Source organism: Lacinutrix sp. MEBiC02404 (genome assembly GCF_053601575.1).
Genome location: NZ_JBSHNV010000206.1, coordinates 187,449 through 207,842, shown reverse-complemented (window position 1 = coordinate 207,842; position 20,394 = coordinate 187,449). Strand labels below are relative to the sequence as shown.

Genomic DNA, 20,394 nt, shown 5'->3' with positions numbered 1-20,394 from the left:
TATTGGGCTAAAGTTGTTACACCCAATTTACTATTTAAAATAGTGATTTGCAATACGTAGTTGTGCGTGTATTTAGCTAATAAACAGTTCTTTAGTTCGGTTTATTGTAATATATAATGCTGTTGTCATTTCAGGAAACGGTATGGATTGTACTTGTATTAAAAATAAAAAAGCACAAATCTAGGTTTGTGCTTTAAAGTATATTTAGGTGTGATGGAATAGAGGAGAACCTAGCAATAAAATATATACGCTGCAGTGTGTAGTGCTTATTCCAAGCTTTTATTCGGTAATTTTTATATTCCATAATTGATTTTTAATTTTAGCATAAATCCTAAATGTAAATATGTCATTTTATCGTAAGTAAATGTGACAATATTTCATAATTATGACAAATTTACACAGAATAATGAGTAATAATTTCGATAAAACCTAGTAAATCGATTTTGGTATTTAATTTGTTTAAAGGTTATTGAAGTCGTTAAGATTTCAAATTTGAAATAATGTTTAATTTAAATTTTTTAATTATGAGCAATTTAGTAACTGTTCCTAAAAATGGAAGTTTAGCGAGCAGCAATTCAAATCAAAACTTCCCAACTTTGTCCAATTGGTTAGATGACATCTTTAATAGGGACCTACCATCAGTATTCACTTCAAATTTTAATACTGGAATTACTTTGCCTAAAGTAAATATTAAAGAAACGGCTGATGCTTTTATGGTTGAAATGGCAGTTCCAGGTCTAAAGAAATCAGATTTCCAAATTGACCTTGATAATCAAGTATTATCTATTTCTACGGAAACAAAGGAAGAAAGTGAACATAAGGAAGAAAATTATACGCGTAGAGAGTATGGTTACTCCTCGTTCAAAAGAACCTTTAATTTACCAGAAAGTGTAAACGATGAACAGATTAATGCAAATTATGATAATGGTATTTTAAATATTCTTTTACCAAAAAAAGAAGAGGCTAAACAAAAGCCTGCCAGAAGCATCAAGATTTCATAATTGTTTCACTAAATTTTAGAGTAAAATATTAAGAGGGATGCTGATTTTTTCAGCATCCTCTTAATAATAAGTTTAATTCTTTAAAATTTTATGGATATGCCAAGAAAGTTTAAATCTGGGGAATGGGTAAAAGTTAAAGGAAAACTTACCTCTCCGAAAATGCAAGTAATTAAATATGTTCCAAAAAAGGATTCCATATTCGGTTTGGTTGATAATGACAGTTATTTGGAATGTATTTGGTATAAAAATGGGGAACGAAAATCAGAAGTGTTCCACCAAAATAGATTGATTAAAATGATAGAAACTGGTGGTTTGTTAAAAACATTTATAACAAACCCAAAATTAAGTTTAACTTAAAACTATAGTGATGAAAAAGTATGTTTTATTGTTGCTGGTTGGCTTGTTAAGCGTTAGTTGTAAAGGACAAGAAAATGAAAACCAAAAAGTTGAAAAAGAAGAAAATAAGACTTATATAGTTGAAGAGCCTAAAGGGGCTTGGAAAGTTGATAAAGAATTGGATGAAAACGGAAATTTAATTAGGTACGATAGCATTTATTCTTGGTCTTCCAATGATAGGTTCGATAATCTCTCATTGTCAGGTAAAGATAGCTTAATAGAATCTTTTAAATCACGTTTTTTCTCAAACTATTCAGGATTCGAAAATCAAGGATTTGAAGATGTTTTTTCTCCAGATTCCCTTTTTAGCAAACATTTCTTTAATGATGATTTTTTGGGAAGCAATTTTGGTAATGACTTTATGGACATTGATAAATTAAGGCAACAAATGCTTGCAAGACAGAAAAAGTTTTTAGAAAAATATCAGTCCGAATTTATTAAACCTGAAGACGAAAACTAAATTGTTTTCGTCTTTTTTTTTCTTGTTAGTTCGGATTTTTCTGGCATTACACACAAAAGTTTTTTTTACTAAAGTATTGTAAAGTGTTGAAAGCTAAATTACCATTTAAAATAATGGTTTGCAATACGTATAACTACTTGTATTTTAAATTTTCACTAGTTAAAGTATAACCGTACATGATATTCGAATTTGGTAAACGGTATTGCTATGCCTTTATAAAAAACAAAAAAAGCACAAACCGAAGTTTGTACTTTAAGAATTTATGTATTTAATCTTTTTCAGAATAGTTCTAAGAAAAATCCTCCTAAATGTTTTCCGCGAAAGCGACTATTTTAGGCTTTTACCTTGCATCCTTTTGGTAACCAGGATTGAATCTTTTCTAATTCGGCAGGAGAAATTCTAGTTTTCTTAATATTCAATACTTTCAGGTTTTTCAAATTTTTAATGGATTCGGGAAGTGTACTAATCTTAGTCCAACTTAAGTTTAATTTTTTCAAATTGGTTAGATTACCAATCTCCTCAGGAATACTAGAAACAGCACTTGACGAAAGATTGATTTCCTTAAGGTTGGTCATATTACCTATTTCTACAGGAATGCTTGTAAAAGAATAACCACCAGAAAACACTAATCCATCTACATCCAATTGTGTAACTTCTAAAGGAAACGTATTTAAATCGCCATCATAGATAGACATCATGACTAATGTTGATCCATATTGACCTTGTTTAATGTTGGTTTTGTAAATACTTCCTCCATTGGCAGCAATATCGGCTTGCTTTTTATTGTCTTTAGCATACAAATGTTCGCGAGCTGCTAGTTCACTAGCCATATCTTCTCCTACATCTTTTATCTGGATATTGGCTGTGCCCATACCTTTATACTTTAGATTCAAAGCCTCAAAATCATTTGATAAATTTGGGTTTTCCGCTATTCCTTTTTGTTGTTCAGAGATAAGTCTAGAAAGATTATTTATGTCTGAATCTGTAACTTTAATAGTAGCGTTTTTATACGTTTCCCCATGAAGTTCTATGTATTTTAAGGAGTTATCTAAATCGTTCATATGAAAGTATGCGGAAGCTAAATTGATATATAAACCGCGTGCTACTTTTGCGTTAATCTTTGCCTTTTTGTCGTCTAAATTAACTTCGTCCATAGTTTGTAACCAAGTAGTAACAGGAACCATAAGTTGGTCGATGGCCTTTTGGGTAATTGTGCCTTCGCTAGCTATTTGGTTGTACACAGCAAGTGCTTGCTTTTGTGCGTTATCTAAGGAACTATAATCATTTCCTTTGCCTCCTTTACCGGTATACACAGGAAGCGAATAAGATTGATAACCAAAATTAAACTTGGAATTTGCACTTCTTTGTGCCTTTTCAAAAATAAACGCCTTAATATTTTTCTGTTTTTCTTTTTTCCAAACGTCTTGGTCTTCTTTCCATGCCATTTCCAAAACTTTAGTGGACCAATAGCATTTGCCGTCGCCATAGAATAGTTCGACAGTTTCATTCATTAAGCTGTTTGTGTTTTTATAACCGCGGAATTTTTCGGCGGAAATTATTTCGCCTTTGGGTGTTTCAATGATAAGAAAAGCATCTTTTATTTCTGCTTCAACACTATATTGATATACTTTTATTTTTTTAGCGTCTTTTAACACATTATTACTTCCAGCAGACACACAAACTTCGTCGGTTTCAAAGGACTTAGGTTTCTTAAAACTCGTTTTCCCCATAGCAAAAGAATATTTGAATGTATTGGGATTGGTTTTGTCAATGTTGTAAGAAGGGATTACAAAATAGACAGAAGAAGCTGTTTTAGAGCTTGCTCGCTGCGAAATAACGGATGTACTATATAAAAATAGGAATAGTAAAAAGATGTTTTGAAGTTTAAATGGCATATTTTTTTGTTTTTGGATTAATTAAGTTTTGGCTTATCTCTAGTTTTTCTTTTTTTTTAATGGAAGCTTTGAAGTTAGTATTTGGATATACCAATCAATGCATCCGTATTCTCTAGGTACTTAATAAATTCTTTCTTGTTTTTATTACCTCTTATTTCACAAATAATTTCATCGCCAATAATTTCGCCTTTAAATAAACATTCTCCAATGCTATTGTTGTAAGACATGGATGTACCAGGTGTTATAGATAAATTATTAGCGTTTAGTACTTCAAACTTTATTCTTTGAGTAGCAATAAATAGTTCTGGTTTTTTGAAGATTACTTGATTTGCTTTACCTCGTTTGTTAGTTACTATTTTTTGTAACTCTAAACGTATTGGTTTATACCTTAAAACGAAAGACGAAACGTTGGTATTTAAATCGCTTAAAGCCGAAGTTAATGCCTCTCTTTTATTCATTTTTTTATTATATGATTTGCTTATTCCCGCAATAGTTAAATCATAATGAAAAGGTACATTTTGAGGCTCTGTATAGGTGCCATTTATTTTAGCTTTCAGGTAGAGTTTACATTGATATCCTGTTTCGCTAAATTCAAATGTTGCATTTTGAATACTAAATTCTGCAATTTCTTTGTTTTGGGAACTGTTAAATATATCTTCTTCTATCTCTGTATGCCTATTCGTTTTAGATACTGCAGAATAGAATATTTTCTGAACTTGGTTTACAACCTCATTTCTTCCGGAATAGTCGGAAGATTTTTTTAAAGTATACTTGGAATACGTTTTACCAAACAATGGTACATTATCGGTTTTTAGGTGCTTAGAAACAAAAGAAACAGGTGCGGCATCTGGTTGCTGCCAATCCAATTCTTTTTTTAATAAAGCAATAGCTATCGCTTTTTCTTCCGCTTGCCTTTTTCGAATTTCCGGTGTTAAATAATCGGAAGCAACAATTTTGTAATTTTCAGGAATAAAATCTCCGTTTCTCCATCCATTATCTGTTTCTTCAAAACCAACGGCTCCTGTAAATAATACTCTTTTTCCTTTTTCAAGTAACTCGGTTCCAGGCTTGGATTCTAATGCATATGAAAAGTCTAGTAAAAAGTCGCCACTGTGCACGAGGTCATCTCTTGAATTTTCAACGCGTATATAAATATCGGTAGTAGTTTCTATTAATAATTCATATTCAATTTCGTAAATCTGTTGTCCATAAAACGTTCTTTTTATGCCATTCACTTTAGTGATACCAATAAATTCTAAATCGGATCTTTTTTTTAATAAATAAGGTCTGAAAACATTTTCAAGGTCCAATTGACTTACTCCTGATGATTCTTGTATTGGTTCCTGTTTCGTAGTAATCTCTTCTTTTTCCGTTTTTAAAATTTCTTCCATTTTATAAACAAATAGAGAGCCATCTGCTGTTTTAATTTTAATGCCAGTTGTTGGATTCATTTCTATAATAGAACCTTTTATAATACTACCATTTTTTAGAAATAAAACATCTCTAGATTGGTTTTGACTGCAAACAGTAAAGAAGCTTATTAAAAGGATAAAAGTTATTATTTTTTTCATAGGTTTTATTTTAATTATGCCAAACAGGATATATAATATGTTGTTTTACTTGTTTTTTGAAGCGTCTGGAATTCAAGTATATTCCACATGAAAATAGCTATGGTGAAATTACTATTTTAGAAAACGGTTTACAATACGTGTTTCTACGTGGTTTTTTTGCAGATAGTAATTCTTGATACCGAATATGGTCCCTGTTTTTTGCTTTGCCATAAGGTCATGCATACCATTAGCAATGCTAGGAGCGTAGTAATTTTTTTTATGTGGCTCAAGTTTATCTTCTAATAAATGGAAGATCTAATCCGAAAGAATAAAAGAGAGACAAGTTCTAAAATACTTTTCCAGTTCCATAAATGAAATCAAAAGTCCGCTTTCGAAAGCCGACAGAAAGATCTATTTAACAGTTCTAAAATTTCTGTAAATTGTTGCTACTAGCAATACTCCAATTCCTATTCCAACGAAGGAACCTTTTGCAAAATCTGGTAATGCGAAATAATGAGAAAACACCTGTGAAGCTGCAATTACGAACATTCCAAGAGGTATAAGAAGTAGTGCTTTTCTTTTTGTTGTTTTTTTCATTTTATTTATGTTTTAATAATTGGTATGTCTATTTTTAAATTTGTTACATAATTTCTTTCTAATTAGTACCAATTCGTTAAATAACAAATGCTTGTATCTTTTACTTACGAAGTATCTTTTACTAAACTAGTGGCTAGTTGTGTTCTTTTCTAAAGTATAGAAATATATTTTATACGAATAGATAAACAACAAACTATATGAAAATGCGTTTGCAAAAGAGAAAGAGAAAAGAACTCCTTTTAAGAACTAAGCAATACACTATTAAACACATGAAAACATTTTTTAAAAGAATGCTAGTCGGTATTCTATTCATATCTACAGCTTCTTTAAGCGCACAAGAGATAAATAGTAAAAAAGGCTACGACACACAAATAGGTGTTATGGTTTATATGCTAGAAAATTTAAAAAGTGACATTATTACCTATACAAAAAGATACAATCAAATGGAAACAGATTTTCATTTTGACGACAAAGCAAACTCGGTAGGTGCAATTATTATGCATCTATCAGCTGTAGAGGCAGCTTATCAGGAAACTTCCTTCGGCGCCGATGTTTTTAATGCATATAATGAGGAAGAAAAAAAAATGTTAGAAATGGCGATCAACCTAGATGATTCTAGAGAAATATTAAAAGAAAAACCAATACGTTATTACTTAGATATCTATAAAAAAGTACGAAAGAAAACATTGCAAGAATTTAAGCTGAGAAATGATGATTGGTGGACTAAAGATACCCATTGGGCTTGGTTTCACGTGATGGAACATCAAGCGCACCATTTGGGACAAATAAAATTAATTTCGAAAAGATTTCCCACACAGTAATACAGGCAGCTTCGTTTTAAATGTGCAGAACTATATTGTGATTGCAAACACCAATTTGCGCTTTGTAATTTTCGGTGTCTTTGGTTAACTTCTAAAACGTATAAGCATTCCTGCTATTCCATTTAAAGGAAAATTTACGGATATTCGGTTATATTTTTGTTACGTGTTTTGCAAATTATTTTTAAAATATAATTTCCTTTTTTAGAAGGTTTTGATTAATTGAATCAAGTACACGATAGAAATACTAATGGCAAGACCAAGACTTACTTTTGCAAAATCATTAGCAATGAGTTGGTACGAACTTTTTAATTTTCCTTTATTAAGCAGGTAGTTTATTGCTATTTCTCGTCCGGCAAGAATACCAATAAAAGTCCAAGTGGTGCTCATTGGTATCGCATTATAGTTTCCGTATATAAATAGAATAATACCATAAAAGAGGTCAATGATGGTTGCAGAACGAATATTTCTAGTATTTACTTTCTGATTCACCATTTCTTGAATTTTACCACCGCGGTTTTTGAAAATATATGCCATAATAGATAAAATGACTACTAATGAACCAAGTAATTCCCAAATGGATAATCTTCGTGGTAGGAAAACATAGATGTTTGCAAAATCCTGAATAAGCCATTGCGACCATAAAAAAGCCGTGGAAGCCCATTGTGCCACAATCCAAAAACGTTTTTGATTGGTTTTGTGTACTTTTTCTAAAGAGGCTTTAGATTCTAGTTTTTGGGCAATTAAAAGATAAATTAAAAAGGCCGTAATCACAGAAATACCATAACCATACACCGATTTTAGAATCATTTTCTCAATAAATTGCTGACTAGAAAAAACACTAAGAATCATAAATGTGGTACTCACTGGGATACCGAAACGAGTAATTACTAATAAGGCAAGAGGTGCTATTAAATGCCACCATTTTAAGGTTTCGGGAAGGGTAATGCTATTTAATCTTTGGTAAGAGACGTCGCCATCATACATATACCAACCAAAAATTAAAGTGGCAGATAAAATAATACCGGCAAATCCCCAAAGCACCGTCCAATGTGTTTTGTTATTGGAAGAAATAAAAGTCCCTAATGTTTGTATAACATCATTTCCTATTACTGCATAGGCTGCAAGTAAAAAACCAGTATAAAGTATAAGTAATTCCATTTTGAATATAGCGTTTGTTTTTACCTGCTAGCAGACCATCAAAAGTATAACAATTCATGGTATTATAAATTCGGGAGTTCGCACTATTATGCATTTACTTATAAACAAAAAAACACAAACTTTGGTTTGTGTTTTATTAATTGGTTGCGGTATAAGGCTAACCGGTTTGTACTAGATATTCATAAGATGTATCATGACCTATTCTTTAGATTGTGAATTTTAAAATGGTGTTTTTTGAAGTCGGAAACAATAAATTTTTAAACGGTTTACATCCAGGAAAAATTTCCTTTATTATTATGAGGAAGAAAGTCCGTTGACAACAAATATTTTATTATTTTGTAATCCGATAAGCGTTTTATAGGAAACGTTTGGTAATTTCTAATTTAGGAAGAAACACATTTATAAAATGAATTTACTACGTATTAAAATGTCTAAGGTATTTTTCGTTACCACTATTATTTCGTTTTTATTATTAGCCGAAAGTCTTTCCGCACAGACTGCTATATTCTTGCCAGATTGGCTTGGCGTTCGAACTCAACAGGATGTTACGATTAAAAATGTGAGTCATGATGCGGAAGGAAAGCCGAAAGGGGAATGGCGTTATACCAATAATTATCAAGCTACCAATCAGCATGCACTGTTTAATTATGATACCTATGTGTATACTGAATTTAGGGTGCATAAAGGGAAGGATTATGTGGAAATAGAAGGCATGTATAATAAAGCATTTGAGAAATCTGGACTCTGGAAGCATTACCACGATGCTAACCAAGTTTCTATGACCGGAAATTATACAAACGACTTGAAAGAAGGTTTATGGAAACACTATGATAAAAAAGGAAATACTACGTTAGAAATAAACTATAAAAAAGGAAAGCGTAACGGACCTAGTAAAAGAATAGAAATAGAAGGCGGGAATATTTTTACGTTGGAAAACAATTTTATAGATGATAAAGAAGATGGTTTAATGCGAGTAATTGTAAATCCGGAAGATGGCGAAGCCTATCTGTATAGAGATGAAACCTATGTAAATGGTTTGGTTGTGGGAGAAATGAAATTTTACAATTCGGATAAAAGTATAACAGAATCTTTCTCTTACGATGGTAGTAGCGAAGAACCTTTTGAAAAGAAAGTATATCATCCTAACGGACAGGTTTACGAAATTTTAAGTATCACAACTTCTAGGAGAATTAAAGACGGTATGAACACTATCTATTATGAAGACGGAAAATTAAATATGAAGCTTTTCTGGGTAGCAGATAAATTAATGCGTGTTATTGCGATGTTGGATGCACAAGGAAACGAGTTGGATCACGGAACCTTAAAAGATGGTAATGGTACCTTTTTAATTTATGATACAGAAGGTAATAAAAAAGCGCAATATACTTTGCTAAAAGGCGAATTTATTGATAAGTTGGAATTTTAAAAAGCACTTAATTAACCTTTTTTTTATTCTGAAATTGCTTTTACTAGGCAAATCTTCTTGAAGTTCTTTGGATCTAGGTTCTTTCTATTTATAAAAAAACTATAGTTTTTTTTTAAGTAGCACTACTAGATTCTTTTAAGTGAGAACGATTATCTATCCAACTTTTTATTTTGGTATACACCAATAAATATAAAGTAGCTGCACCAAAGGAAATCAGGGTTCCTAGATAGATGCCATACAACGGATATACAATAGATATGGTTAAGGAATAAATAATCAAGGAAAACATACCTATGGGAACATTTTTAATAATGGTATGCACATGTTCTTTAGAATAGGTAAAGTGAATGATTATCATTAACGGAAATAGAGTAGTAGGAAAGGCGGAAAAAAGTCCTGCCCAAGTAGGACCAACAAATTTTGGAACGGTGGTAATTAATAAAATGATTAAAGCAGCAAAAAAGGCACGAACAAATAGAATTCTAAAATTAATTTTTGCTTTGGTTTGAATGCTAATATTTTGAATATCTCTAAAAAGATATATACATAGAAATGAAAAAGAAATTGGTATTAATATGGCGATATATTTATTGAGTTCCAAATGTTGTAATACTGCTACCATTACAAAATAGGCAAGTATTGCAGTTAAAGAGGATAGGAGAATGGTGTGCTTTTTAAAGTAGGTAGATGCTCTATAATACACATATACAAAGGTTAAAGCTGCAGTTAAACCAATCATATTAAATACGGCACTTTTTGCAGCGTATTCCGGACTTACTTCTAATCCGAAGAAGAATAAAGTGATCGCAGAACCTGTTGGATATCCAGATAAGATTCCTGCAACTTTCGGACTCACATTCTCAGCAAGATAAGACAAGCCAATAACAAATGTAATGGCTACCACTAATTTCACTAAGAATAGGAATTCTATCATTTTTTTTAAGCGCAAAAGTAGTATAAGCTATTCAATTTTAAGGAAGGAATAATCTTAATATTTTACCAATTTAAAAGCAAAAAGCACAAATGGGAGTTTGCGCTTTTTTAAGTCGGTTTATGTTGTTCTTATTCCATGATCCAAGCTATGAAATCCTTTTTGTCAATGATAGACCAACTATGTGGATGTCTTTCTCCGTTCGATCTATATCCTTTATTTTCTGTTGGTATGTATTGTATATGCTTAAATCCTGCATTTTTAAGACTTTCAGAAAGCTTTTGAATGTAGTAGGCGTTCATTTGGTCGTAATCTGCTTTTCTATTTTCTTGCCACCAAAGTGTATCTGGTTCGGTGTATAATCGAATTTTTGTGTTTTTTAAACTATTCCAATTGGTAATTGTATTTGTTTTTGAAGTATAAATCGCATGTTTTTCATATTGCGATAGATTCGTTTCAGGCGTTCCAAAATTATCTTCTAAGGTTGCAATGATCCACTTGGATTCTTGTATTGCAGGTTCTGAAAAATTTCTTTCTATGTTTTTTTCGGAACTTATATACAACGCAACTAAGTCTATTGGGGAGTCTACTATAAAAACACCTTTTGGTACTATCTGAAAATTTTTATTTTCGGTTAGGAAAGCACTCATTAATACAGCAACGTTTCCACCACTTGAAAATCCGCCAATATACGTTTCATTTGTCGGAAGTTTATTCTCTAGATATATGTTTTGTAGTCGTTTGGCAAGTGTTTGCTTTTCGTTTTCTTCTAACCACAATTTTTGATTGTAGTTCATATAAAGAACGGCGATATTCTTTTCTTTTGCGAGATCGAGGATTTTGAATTCCCGTTTAATATCTTCTGGTGTTTCTGGATATCCGCCAAAAAGCACGACTACTTTTTTTGTGTTTTTAGTAGGTGCAAATAAATGATATTGGTGGTTTGTTATTTCGGTGTATTCTGCTTTTACAATGCTTTCTGCTTTTTGTTTCTCTGTGTTTTTACAAGAAATGCAAGTGATTGCTAGTAATAATATAATTAAAAGTTTATGCATAGTTATTCCAATTAGTGTGCAGATTAGTCGTGAAAGCTTTTTAATCCTATGAAACTACAGTACAAAAAACACTGTAGCGACTAAGAAATAGGATATTAATAAACTCGTTTTATGCTAACGGAATCGATTCCGCGAAAGCGTTATTTACAAATAGCTAGAAACGGTCATAACTATTAAAGTAAAGACTATTAGTATGATGAATAAAGGCATCACGAATTTTAACCATTTGTTGAAACCAACTTTTACTACTGCTAGCGAGGCTAAAATTAAACCTGTAGGATTCACAAAATAGAAAAGTCCCATACCGTATTGATATGCATTTACTACAATTTCTCTACCAATACCAACGCTATCTGCTAATGGCGACATGATTGGCATGGTTAAAACTGCCATACCAGAACTACTTGGAATAAAAAAGGAAAGTCCGGCGTAGACTGCAGTCATGGCACTTGCAAAAATTCCTTTGTTCATGTCTTGCGTCATCGAGCTTGCATAATGTAAAAGGGTATCACTAATTAATCCGTCGGCCATAATAACGGTTACACCGCGAGCAATACCAATAATTAGTGCAACACCTAATAAATCACCTGCGCCTTTTACAAAGGTGTCTATAAAATCTGTTTCTTTAATTTTGGCAATAAAACCAATAAGAATCGAGCCTACTAAAAAGGTTGCTGTCATTTCTACGAACCACCATTCTAGAGCAACAACGCCGTAAATCATGATGATAAAGCAAAGGGCAAATACAATTAAGGATAGACGTAAACGGGTTGTAAATGCTATAATTTTTGCGTCTCCATGCGAAAATAATGCTGCTATTTGTTCTTGTTGGTCGTAAATTATAGATTTTGTAGGGTCTTTTTGCACACGTTTACCATAGCGAATAATGTATATTAATGCAATGGTTAAGCAGGTAACTAACATAAATAGTCTTCCGCCAAGTCCTGTGGTCCACGCTATTCCTGCAGCATCACTTGCTATAATCGTACTAAACGGATTTATAGTAGAACACATGGTACCGATAGAACTTCCTAAAAAGATACAAGCGATACCAACCATGGCATCATATTTTGCTGCTAAAAACACGGGAATTAGAATAGGGAAGAAGGCAATGGTTTCTTCGGCAAAGCCAAAGGTAGTTCCTCCAGCTGCGACCAATGTGGTAACTAAAATAATAAGGATAAACTCTCGCCCTTTAAATGCATTGGCGAGCCAGTTTATTCCCGCATCAAAAGCACCGGTACTATTAATAATACCAATGAGACCTCCAATAATTAAAACAAGGAAAATGATGTCTGCAGCCTCTATAATCCCTTTTACTGGTGATTTTATAAATGCTAAAACACCTTGTGGTTTGGATTCTAGTTTCTGATACGTATTAGGTATGTTTATAGGTTTGTAAATATCGCCATTTGTGAATTTCTCTAGTGGAATCTTGATATTTAGTGTTTCTAAATTATCCTGCGTTGCAGGAATGGTTTCCGAATTATCTATGCTAATTCTAGTGAATGTATTATCGTCTTTATTGTAGCCTAAAGTTTCGTATTTACCAGCTGGAACGACCCAAGTTAGTAGGGTAACTAATCCTGCTATTATAAATAAAATGGTTTGTGCAGATGGAAATTTTAATTTTTTCATATATAATAAATGCTAAAAAGGGTATCAAGTTTAAAGATAGTATTATTTTAGACTTTCTTAAAATTTGGATAAAAAGATGCAATATAATATAGATTCTAGTTGGAAAGCACATTTAAACGAAACGTTTCATGCTCCATATTTTAAATCTTTAATGGCATTTGTGGAGGAAGAATATAAACATCAGGAATGCTTTCCTAAAAAGGAAGCTATTTTTAATGCCTTTAATATATGTACTTTTGAAGATTTGAAGGTGGTTATTATAGGTCAAGATCCGTATCATGATGTGGGTCAAGCGAATGGATTGTGTTTTAGTGTGAATGCTGGTATTGCGATTCCGCCTTCTTTAAAAAATATTTATAAAGAGTTGGAAAGTGATGTAGGACATGTAGTTTCTAATTCTGGTAATTTAGAAGCTTGGGGAAAACAAGGTGTTTTATTATTAAATGCTACATTAACGGTTAGAGCACATCAAGCAGGAAGTCATCAAAAAAAAGGTTGGGAAACGTTTACAGATAGTGTAATTAAGTTAATAAGTGCAGAAAAAGAGCATGTGGTGTTTTTACTATGGGGCGGATTTGCTAAAAAGAAAGCGAAGTTGATAGACGAAAAAAAGCATACTATTTTAACTTCAGGTCATCCTTCTCCATTAAGTGCTAATCGAGGATATTGGTTTGGTAATAAGCATTTTAGTAAGACTAACTGCCAGTTGGAGCAAGTTGGCTTGAAACCTCTTTCTTGGTAGGTCTTACACTAACTACGCCTTTGTTTTTATCTAAAGCTTTTAAGCGTTTTGTTGTTTTATTACAACTAAATGCTAATAGCATAAAGTTGATTAAAACTAAAGAAATAATAAGAAATGTAATTGTTGATAGCATAAGAAACTAATTTAATATTTGTAGGTTTGGATGGCAAATATACGATTTTAGTTAATTAAAGTTAACAAAAATTAACAGTCTTAAATAATTAAGTGGTTAAACAGCAGGTTTTTAAGGTTGAAATGCGCACTCTTAGTAGAATTTTGCGGTTTATAGTTTTGTAACTAATTGTTTGTATTTCCATTTTTCAGGAATGATATCTAAATCAAACAACTTTTCTTGTACGTTAGCTATTGTGTTTTCGTCTATAACATCTTGCGACCATTCGGTTAAGCTTAACCATTCTTGAACATCTTCTAATTTTTGATCGTAGCGATTCGCTATCGTTTTATCGATAGAAGGAATATCTTTAAATTCACTGGTGGTGTTATTAATGATATCTAAAATGGTTTTTACATCGTCTTTATTGTTTTCTAAAAACTCGGTTCTTACTGCAATAACAAAACAAGGCCAGGGCGAAGGGCAGTTAGCGATACGTCTAAAGGTACCATCATCTACTAAAGGTTTCGTGGTAAATTTCTCCCACATAAAGTAATCGGCTTTGTCGTTGGTTAGACCTTCTACAGCGCCATCTAAGTTTTTAATAACCTCAAAATCAAGATCTTTATCTAAGTCCCAATTATTCTTTTGCGCATTAATGTACGCCATTAAATGCGACCCAGAACCATATCTACTAATGGCAGCTTTGGTTCCTTTTAAGTCTTCTACTGTTTTATAATTGGAATGCTCTGCAACGTGAATTCCCCAAATTAATGGCGATTCTACAAAGGTTTGTACAATGGTACTTGGGTTTCCGTCAATGATATCTTTTATAATTCCTTCGGTAAGTATTACCGCTAAATCTATTTCGCCTTCCCGAAGCGCTGTACACATTTGTCCGGTACCACCAAAATAATCTTTCCAACGAAGATTAATATCTTCGTCTTTATATTCGCCATTTTTAAGTGTAAGGTACCAAGCTAAATTAAAATGTTCTGGTACACCACCAATTTTTACTGTCTTCATATTTTTTCCGCGAAAGCGTTCATTTCAAGAACCTGTCTGTTACAATCAGAAATGAAATTAATACGCTACTATTTTGTTTAAAGTATATTCTATCAGGTTGTTAACTACTGCCTTAGGATCTTCGCTAAATTCGCCAGTTGCACGGTTTGCAATAATAGCGTTCACAGATAAAGCATGATGACCAAGCAGCTTAGATAAACCATAAATAACAGAGGTTTCCATTTCCAGGTTGGTAACTCTAAAACCCTTAAAATTAAAAGTATCCATTTTGTTATTTAATGCGGTATCTGCGAGTGGTAAACGTAAAACGCGACCTTGCGGACCATAAAATCCTCCAGCTGTAGCTGTGATTCCTTTATGTATTTTATCGCTGTCTAGTAAGGCTTCTAACTTTTTACTGTTATTTATAAGGATAGGTCTTGCTTTATTTTCACTCCAATTTGTAAATGCAATAAAGGCATCTTCTATTTCTGGATTTGTGATATTATTTAATTGGTAAAAATGAAGCATGCCATTTAAGTCTAAACCATGCGTACTCATGACAAAGGAATCTACTGGAATATCTTTTTGAAGCGAGCCAGAAGTACCAATACGCACTATATTTAGACTCGTAAGTATTTCTTTTGGTTTTCTAGTTTGTAAATCGATATTTACTAAAGCATCTAATTCATTAAGTACAATATCGATGTTGTCTGGACCAATTCCTGTAGAAATTACAGTAATTCGTTTTCCTTTATAGACTCCGGTTTGGGTTTTAAACTCTCTTTTTTGAATAGAAAATTCAATACTATCAAAATGCTCGGTGATTTTTGCCACTCGATCTTGATCTCCAACAAAAATAATGTCATTAGCAATATGTTGTGGTTTTAAATTTAAATGATATACACTTCCGTCAGGATTTAATATCAGTTCCGATTCTTTAATTGCCATGTGTTATTGTTTTTATAAGTTTGTTTTCTTTTTTGTTAAACTGAAAGTCCAATCGGTTTACGTTACCATAAATCATATTATCATTTATTTCGGAAGCAAAATTATGATGATTAAGCAGTACTTCGTGTCCTTTTCTATTTAACTTTATAGAGTCCTTTTCTTCTATATAAAATAGCGCAAGGTTTTCTATTATTCGCATTAATTGTATATCGCCAAACCCATAATAGCCTTGGTAGTTTAAAGCGTATCCTAATAAATGATGTTTCGATTTTATTTCGTACTTATCTATTAAGCTTAAAATATTTTGTTCTAAAGTACTCAGTCCGTTTTTAGAATCTGGAAAACGTTCTAAATGCGCTTTCAGGCAAATACCTAAATATTCAAAAGAGGACTTTTTAGTGATGTATTTCTTCAATAAATTATGATCGGTACCACAATAGATTTGCCAAATACTAACCGCGATATCTTTATCCGATTCCTTTAGTTTTATTCTATTTTTAAAATGATTGTCTAGTTGCTCTGGCGTAAGTTCACATAAACCTTTTAGGCTATCTTCATTCGCAATTCTACCACTACAAACTAAAGTAATTGGTGTTTTTATTTTCTTTTCATTTAAAAGACTAAGCACAGCCAACATATTGATGTGGCAAAATAAATCGTATTCAAACCACAATACAATTTCAGTATATTTATCTGTATCGTCTAGCTTATGTAGTTCTTTTTTATATTGAGCTTCATCGACTTCAATAGCATAAGATGCTTTTAAAAAGTCTTTTCTAACTTTTATAAATGCATCCGAATTAATCAGTCGATTTGCCGGACCTTCACACAACATTTCGTGCCAAGTTAAAAAATCTCCTGGATAGCTTAGGTCTCTTAAATAGCTAGTTAGATTATCGCCATTAGTAATATGTAAGATGTTCTCCGTCATTTATCCGCCAACTCGTTTTACATTAAAACCTTTGTCTTTAAGCATTGCCATAATTTTATCTCTATAATCCCCTTGAATGATAATTTTGTCATCTTTAAAGCTTCCGCCAACACTTAGTTTGGTTTTAAGCTCTTTTGCTAAAGCTTTAAAATCTTCGGTTGCTCCAGTATATCCCTCTAAAATAGTAATGGGTTTTCCCTTACGCTTTTCGTATTTACATAGAATAGGATCGTCTTGAAGCCAAATATCATTTTTATTAGCATCTACTTCTTTCGGAGTTTCATCTACATGATCTGGAAACAAGTTTTTAAGTTGGTCTTGTAAATCCATATTTTTTAGTGTTTAGTAGGCAGTCTCCAGTCGCGTGTTAGAGTAAACACGGCCTACTGAATACTGCCTACTTATTTTTTTATAAGTCCTAAGTCCACAAGACGTTCATGTAAAAATGCACCAGCAGTAATATCTTCATATTGCTTTGGGTTATCTTCATCAATACAGCTTTCTAATACATCTAATTTCATATCACTTATAGGATGCATGAAAAACGGCATAGAATAGCGAGAAGTTCCCCAAAGTTCTCTTGGCGGGTTTATTACTCTGTGTATTGTAGATTTTAGTTTATTGTTGGTATGACGAGAAAGCATGTCTCCAACATTTATCATTAATTCATCTGGTTCTGCAATGGCATCTATCCATTCTCCATCATGCTTTTGTACTTGTAAACCTCTTCCTTGCGCTCCCATTAAAAGCGTAATTAAATTAATGTCACCATGTGCTGCTGCACGAACTGCATTTTTAGGTTCATTAATAATAGGAGGATAGTGAATTGGTCTTAAAATAGAATTCCCATTATGTATATATTTATCAAAATAGGTTTCTTCTAAATTTAAGTATAAAGCTAAAGCACGTAAAACGTATTTCGCCGTTTTCTCTAACATTCTATAGGTCTCTTTACCGGTTTTGGTAAATGCTGGTAATTCGTTAACAGAAACATTTGCAGGATATTCTGCTTCTAGTTTTGGATCATTTTCTACAAACTGTCCAAAATGCCAAAACTCTTTTAAATCACCTTCTTTTTTTCCTTTAGCACTTTCTTTTCCAAAAGAAATATAACCACGTTGTCCGCCAATACCTGGTACTTCATAACTACGTTTCGTTTCTACAGGAAGGTCAAAGAAATTTTTTACTTCTCCGTATAAATTATCTACTAAAGTATCGTCTAAAAAATGTCCTTTAAGCGCAACAAAACCTATGTCTTCATAAGCTTTACCAATTTCTTCTACAAATTTTTGCTTTTTTGCTGGATCTCCTGAAACAAAGTCGTTCAGGTTCACACTAGGTATTCTATCCATAATCATTATTTTATAAGTCGAATTACAAATGTAACGAAAATCTTGAGTAAAATTAAACTAAAAAGTGGCATAACATTAAAAATTACTTACATTTGATATATAAAAATAAAGGTATTGGAAACGTTTTCTAAAGCTATAATTAGCTACAATAAAGAAGGTTTAAAAAAGGAAACCTTAATCGATTTATATAAGAGTATGCTCAAGCCTAGGCTGATAGAGGAGAAGATGCTCATTTTATTAAGACAAGGAAAAATCTCTAAATGGTTTTCTGGTATTGGTCAAGAAGCTATTTCTGTTGGGGTTACAAAAGCCATGTTAGCAGAAGAGTATATTTTACCCATGCACAGAAATCTTGCTGTTTTTACAACGCGGGAAATCCCATTATTCAGGCTTTTTGCACAATGGCAAGGTAAGGCTAGCGGATTTACAAAAGGTAGAGACCGTAGTTTTCACTTTGGAACACAAGAATATAATATTGTGGGTATGATCTCACATCTTGGTCCGCAATTAGGGGTTGCAGATGGTATTGCTTTGGCAAGTAAATTACAAAATAAAAATCAAGTTACCGCTGTTTTTACTGGAGAAGGCGGAACTAGTGAAGGAGATTTTCACGAGGCTTTAAATGTAGCTTCTGTTTGGCAATTGCCTGTTTTATTTTGCATAGAGAATAACGGTTATGGCTTATCTACACCAACTAGCGAGCAATATAATTGCAAGGATTTAGCAGATCGCGCTTTAGGTTATGGTATGGAAAGTCATATCCTTGATGGAAATAATATTTTAGAAGTATATACTAAAGTGAACGCTTTAGCGGAAGACATGCGTAAAAATCCTCGTCCTATTTTACTAGAATTTAAGACCTTTAGAATGCGCGGACATGAGGAAGCTAGCGGAACAAAATACGTGCCTCAAGATTTATTAGATGCTTGGGCAAAGAAAGATCCTTTAGAAAATTATCAAGAATTTTTAAAAAATGAAGGTATTATAGACGAAGCTTTTGAGGTCGCCCTAAAGAAAGAAATCATACACGAAATAAATGAAGCTTTAGATCAAGCAGGTGCGGAAGAAGCTATTGTTGCTTCGGAAAGTGAAGAGTTAAGTGATGTATATCAAGATTTTGAATATCAAGAAATTATACCAAATACGAAGTCGGAAGAACTACGTTTAATTGATGCTATTTCCGAAGGTTTAAAACAAAGCATGGAACGTCATGATGATTTAGTAATCATGGGACAAGACATCGCAGAATATGGTGGCGCTTTTAAAATTACAGATGGTTTTGTAGAAGCCTTTGGTAAAGATAGAGTGCGCAACACACCAATCTGTGAATCTGCAATTGTAGAAGCAGCAATGGGACTTTCTATAGCAGGAATTAAAAGTGTTGTAGAAATGCAGTTTGCAGATTTTGTTACTTCCGGATTTAATCCTGTGGTAAATTATTTAGCAAAAAGCCATTACAGATGGAATCAAAATGCAGATGTTGTGCTAAGAATGCCTTGTGGAGCAGGAGTTGCTGCAGGACCTTTTCATAGCCAAACCAATGAAGCTTGGTTTACTAAAACACCAGGTTTAAAAGTAGTTTATCCAGCGTTTCCTTATGATGCTAAAGGACTTTTGGCAACCGCAATTAACGACCCTAATCCTGTGTTATTCTTTGAGCACAAAGCTTTATATAGAAGTATTCGTCAAGAAGTACCAACCGATTATTTTACATTACCACTTGGTAAAGCTTCTCTTTTAAGAGAAGGAAATGACGTTACTGTAATCTCTTATGGCGCAGCAGTACATTGGGCTTTAAATACTCTAGATAAACATAGCAATATACAAGCAGATGTTATCGATTTACGCTCACTGCAACCTTTAGATACCGAAGCTATTTATGCTTCCGTAAAGAAAACGGGTAAAGCAATTATCTTGCAAGAAGATTCTCTTTTTGGTGGAATAGCAAGTGATATTTCAGCCTTAATTATGGAAAATTGCTTTGAAGAATTAGATGCTCCAGTAAAACGTGTGGCTAGTATGGAAACACCAATTCCGTTTATCAATCAGTTAGAAGATCAATATTTATCACGTGATAAGTTTGAAGGAGAATTGCTGAAGTTGTTGGCGTATTAGATTTTGGAAAGTAATAAAGATTAAAAATAAGAAAACGAGGTAAAAAGAAAAAAGGCAGCACTCACGCATGAAGAGTGGATGGTTTTTTTCTTTTTGCCTTTTTTTACGCCTACACCTAAATATAAAGAAGAGCCTTTTTCTCGATCTGAACTAGAAAGATTTAGAGCGCATGGTTTTGATAATAAAAGTAAAGAAGCCCTAAAAACTAAAAGTCAAGGGTATGTCTGTTGGTTTTTATTTTTGTTATAATAATGTCTT

The 20,394-nt window shown here is 32.6% G+C and carries 19 protein-coding genes; 7 read left to right on the top strand and 12 right to left on the bottom strand.

Annotated elements, in window-relative coordinates; genetic code table 11:
- The first annotated feature begins 524 nt into the window (after nucleotides 1-524).
- The 3 genes from ACVCXO_RS13165 (at nucleotide 525) to ACVCXO_RS13155 (ending at nucleotide 1,857) form a co-directional block, all read left to right on the top strand.
- A complete protein-coding gene (locus ACVCXO_RS13165) occupies nucleotides 525-1,001 on the top strand; it encodes an Hsp20/alpha crystallin family protein (RefSeq protein WP_452230051.1) in 477 nt (158 codons plus the stop codon).
- 96 nt (nucleotides 1,002-1,097) lie between these two features.
- Nucleotides 1,098-1,358, top strand: coding sequence for a hypothetical protein (locus ACVCXO_RS13160; RefSeq protein ID WP_452230050.1), 261 nt, complete (start codon nucleotides 1,098-1,100; stop codon nucleotides 1,356-1,358).
- 10 nt (nucleotides 1,359-1,368) lie between these two features.
- Nucleotides 1,369-1,857 (top strand): hypothetical protein, encoded by a 489-nt coding sequence (locus ACVCXO_RS13155; protein WP_452230049.1) that lies wholly within the window; start codon nucleotides 1,369-1,371, stop codon nucleotides 1,855-1,857.
- A gap of 332 nt (nucleotides 1,858-2,189) precedes the next feature.
- Here the strand turns inward: ACVCXO_RS13155 and ACVCXO_RS13150 are convergent, their stop codons facing one another.
- The 3 genes from ACVCXO_RS13150 to ACVCXO_RS13140 all read right to left on the bottom strand — a co-directional run bounded on the left by ACVCXO_RS13150 (nucleotide 2,190) and on the right by ACVCXO_RS13140 (nucleotide 5,899).
- Complete coding sequence (locus tag ACVCXO_RS13150) at nucleotides 2,190-3,752, bottom strand: leucine-rich repeat domain-containing protein (RefSeq protein WP_452230048.1); 1,563 nt, start codon at nucleotides 3,750-3,752, stop codon at nucleotides 2,190-2,192.
- 74 nt (nucleotides 3,753-3,826) lie between these two features.
- Nucleotides 3,827-5,323: a hypothetical protein gene (locus tag ACVCXO_RS13145; RefSeq protein WP_452230047.1), complete on the bottom strand. Its 1,497-nt coding sequence runs from the start codon at nucleotides 5,321-5,323 to the stop codon at nucleotides 3,827-3,829.
- A gap of 390 nt (nucleotides 5,324-5,713) precedes the next feature.
- Nucleotides 5,714-5,899: a hypothetical protein gene (locus ACVCXO_RS13140; protein WP_452230046.1), complete on the bottom strand. Its 186-nt coding sequence runs from the start codon at nucleotides 5,897-5,899 to the stop codon at nucleotides 5,714-5,716.
- Between the two features lie 269 nt (nucleotides 5,900-6,168).
- On the opposite strand from ACVCXO_RS13140, the gene ACVCXO_RS13135 reads away from it, so the two are divergent.
- Nucleotides 6,169-6,720, top strand: coding sequence for a mycothiol transferase (locus ACVCXO_RS13135; protein WP_452230045.1), 552 nt, complete (start codon nucleotides 6,169-6,171; stop codon nucleotides 6,718-6,720).
- 201 nt (nucleotides 6,721-6,921) lie between these two features.
- Here the strand turns inward: ACVCXO_RS13135 and ACVCXO_RS13130 are convergent, their stop codons facing one another.
- Nucleotides 6,922-7,878, bottom strand: coding sequence for a hypothetical protein (locus ACVCXO_RS13130; RefSeq protein ID WP_452230044.1), 957 nt, complete (start codon nucleotides 7,876-7,878; stop codon nucleotides 6,922-6,924).
- 406 nt (nucleotides 7,879-8,284) lie between these two features.
- Here ACVCXO_RS13130 and ACVCXO_RS13125 point away from each other — a divergent pair, with 406 nt between their 5' ends.
- On the top strand, nucleotides 8,285-9,304 hold the full coding sequence (locus tag ACVCXO_RS13125; protein WP_452230043.1) for a hypothetical protein: 1,020 nt from the start codon (nucleotides 8,285-8,287) through the stop codon (nucleotides 9,302-9,304).
- Between the two features lie 112 nt (nucleotides 9,305-9,416).
- Here the strand turns inward: ACVCXO_RS13125 and ACVCXO_RS13120 are convergent, their stop codons facing one another.
- The 3 genes from ACVCXO_RS13120 to ACVCXO_RS13110 form a co-directional block, all read right to left on the bottom strand.
- On the bottom strand, nucleotides 9,417-10,238 hold the full coding sequence (locus ACVCXO_RS13120; RefSeq protein ID WP_452230042.1) for a hypothetical protein: 822 nt from the start codon (nucleotides 10,236-10,238) through the stop codon (nucleotides 9,417-9,419).
- Nucleotides 10,239-10,366: 128 nt separating this feature from the next.
- Entirely contained in the window at nucleotides 10,367-11,290 is a 924-nt protein-coding gene (locus ACVCXO_RS13115; protein WP_452230041.1) for a hypothetical protein, read from the bottom strand.
- A gap of 144 nt (nucleotides 11,291-11,434) precedes the next feature.
- Entirely contained in the window at nucleotides 11,435-12,928 is a 1,494-nt protein-coding gene (locus ACVCXO_RS13110) for a YfcC family protein (RefSeq protein WP_452230040.1), read from the bottom strand.
- Nucleotides 12,929-13,004: 76 nt separating this feature from the next.
- Between ACVCXO_RS13110 and ACVCXO_RS13105 the strand changes: the two genes are divergently transcribed.
- Nucleotides 13,005-13,670 (top strand): uracil-DNA glycosylase, encoded by a 666-nt coding sequence (locus tag ACVCXO_RS13105; protein ID WP_452230039.1) that lies wholly within the window; start codon nucleotides 13,005-13,007, stop codon nucleotides 13,668-13,670.
- Between the two features lie 283 nt (nucleotides 13,671-13,953).
- On the opposite strand, the gene ACVCXO_RS13100 is transcribed toward ACVCXO_RS13105, so the two are convergent.
- The 5 genes from ACVCXO_RS13100 to ACVCXO_RS13080 all read right to left on the bottom strand — a co-directional run bounded on the left by ACVCXO_RS13100 (nucleotide 13,954) and on the right by ACVCXO_RS13080 (nucleotide 18,021).
- Nucleotides 13,954-14,808 (bottom strand): substrate-binding domain-containing protein, encoded by an 855-nt coding sequence (locus ACVCXO_RS13100; protein ID WP_452230038.1) that lies wholly within the window; start codon nucleotides 14,806-14,808, stop codon nucleotides 13,954-13,956.
- A gap of 57 nt (nucleotides 14,809-14,865) precedes the next feature.
- A complete protein-coding gene (locus tag ACVCXO_RS13095; protein WP_452230037.1) occupies nucleotides 14,866-15,738 on the bottom strand; it encodes a nucleoside phosphorylase in 873 nt (290 codons plus the stop codon).
- Nucleotides 15,728-16,669 (bottom strand): DUF1835 domain-containing protein, encoded by a 942-nt coding sequence (locus ACVCXO_RS13090; protein WP_452230036.1) that lies wholly within the window; start codon nucleotides 16,667-16,669, stop codon nucleotides 15,728-15,730. The genes ACVCXO_RS13095 and ACVCXO_RS13090 overlap by 11 nt, the downstream gene beginning before the upstream one ends.
- Entirely contained in the window at nucleotides 16,670-16,999 is a 330-nt protein-coding gene (locus ACVCXO_RS13085; protein WP_452230035.1) for a translation initiation factor, read from the bottom strand.
- 71 nt (nucleotides 17,000-17,070) lie between these two features.
- Entirely contained in the window at nucleotides 17,071-18,021 is a 951-nt protein-coding gene (locus ACVCXO_RS13080) for an isopenicillin N synthase family dioxygenase (RefSeq protein ID WP_452230034.1), read from the bottom strand.
- Between the two features lie 195 nt (nucleotides 18,022-18,216).
- Here ACVCXO_RS13080 and ACVCXO_RS13075 point away from each other — a divergent pair, with 195 nt between their 5' ends.
- Nucleotides 18,217-20,136, top strand: coding sequence for an alpha-ketoacid dehydrogenase subunit alpha/beta (locus ACVCXO_RS13075; protein WP_452230185.1), 1,920 nt, complete (start codon nucleotides 18,217-18,219; stop codon nucleotides 20,134-20,136).
- The last annotated feature ends 258 nt before the right edge of the window (nucleotides 20,137-20,394 follow it).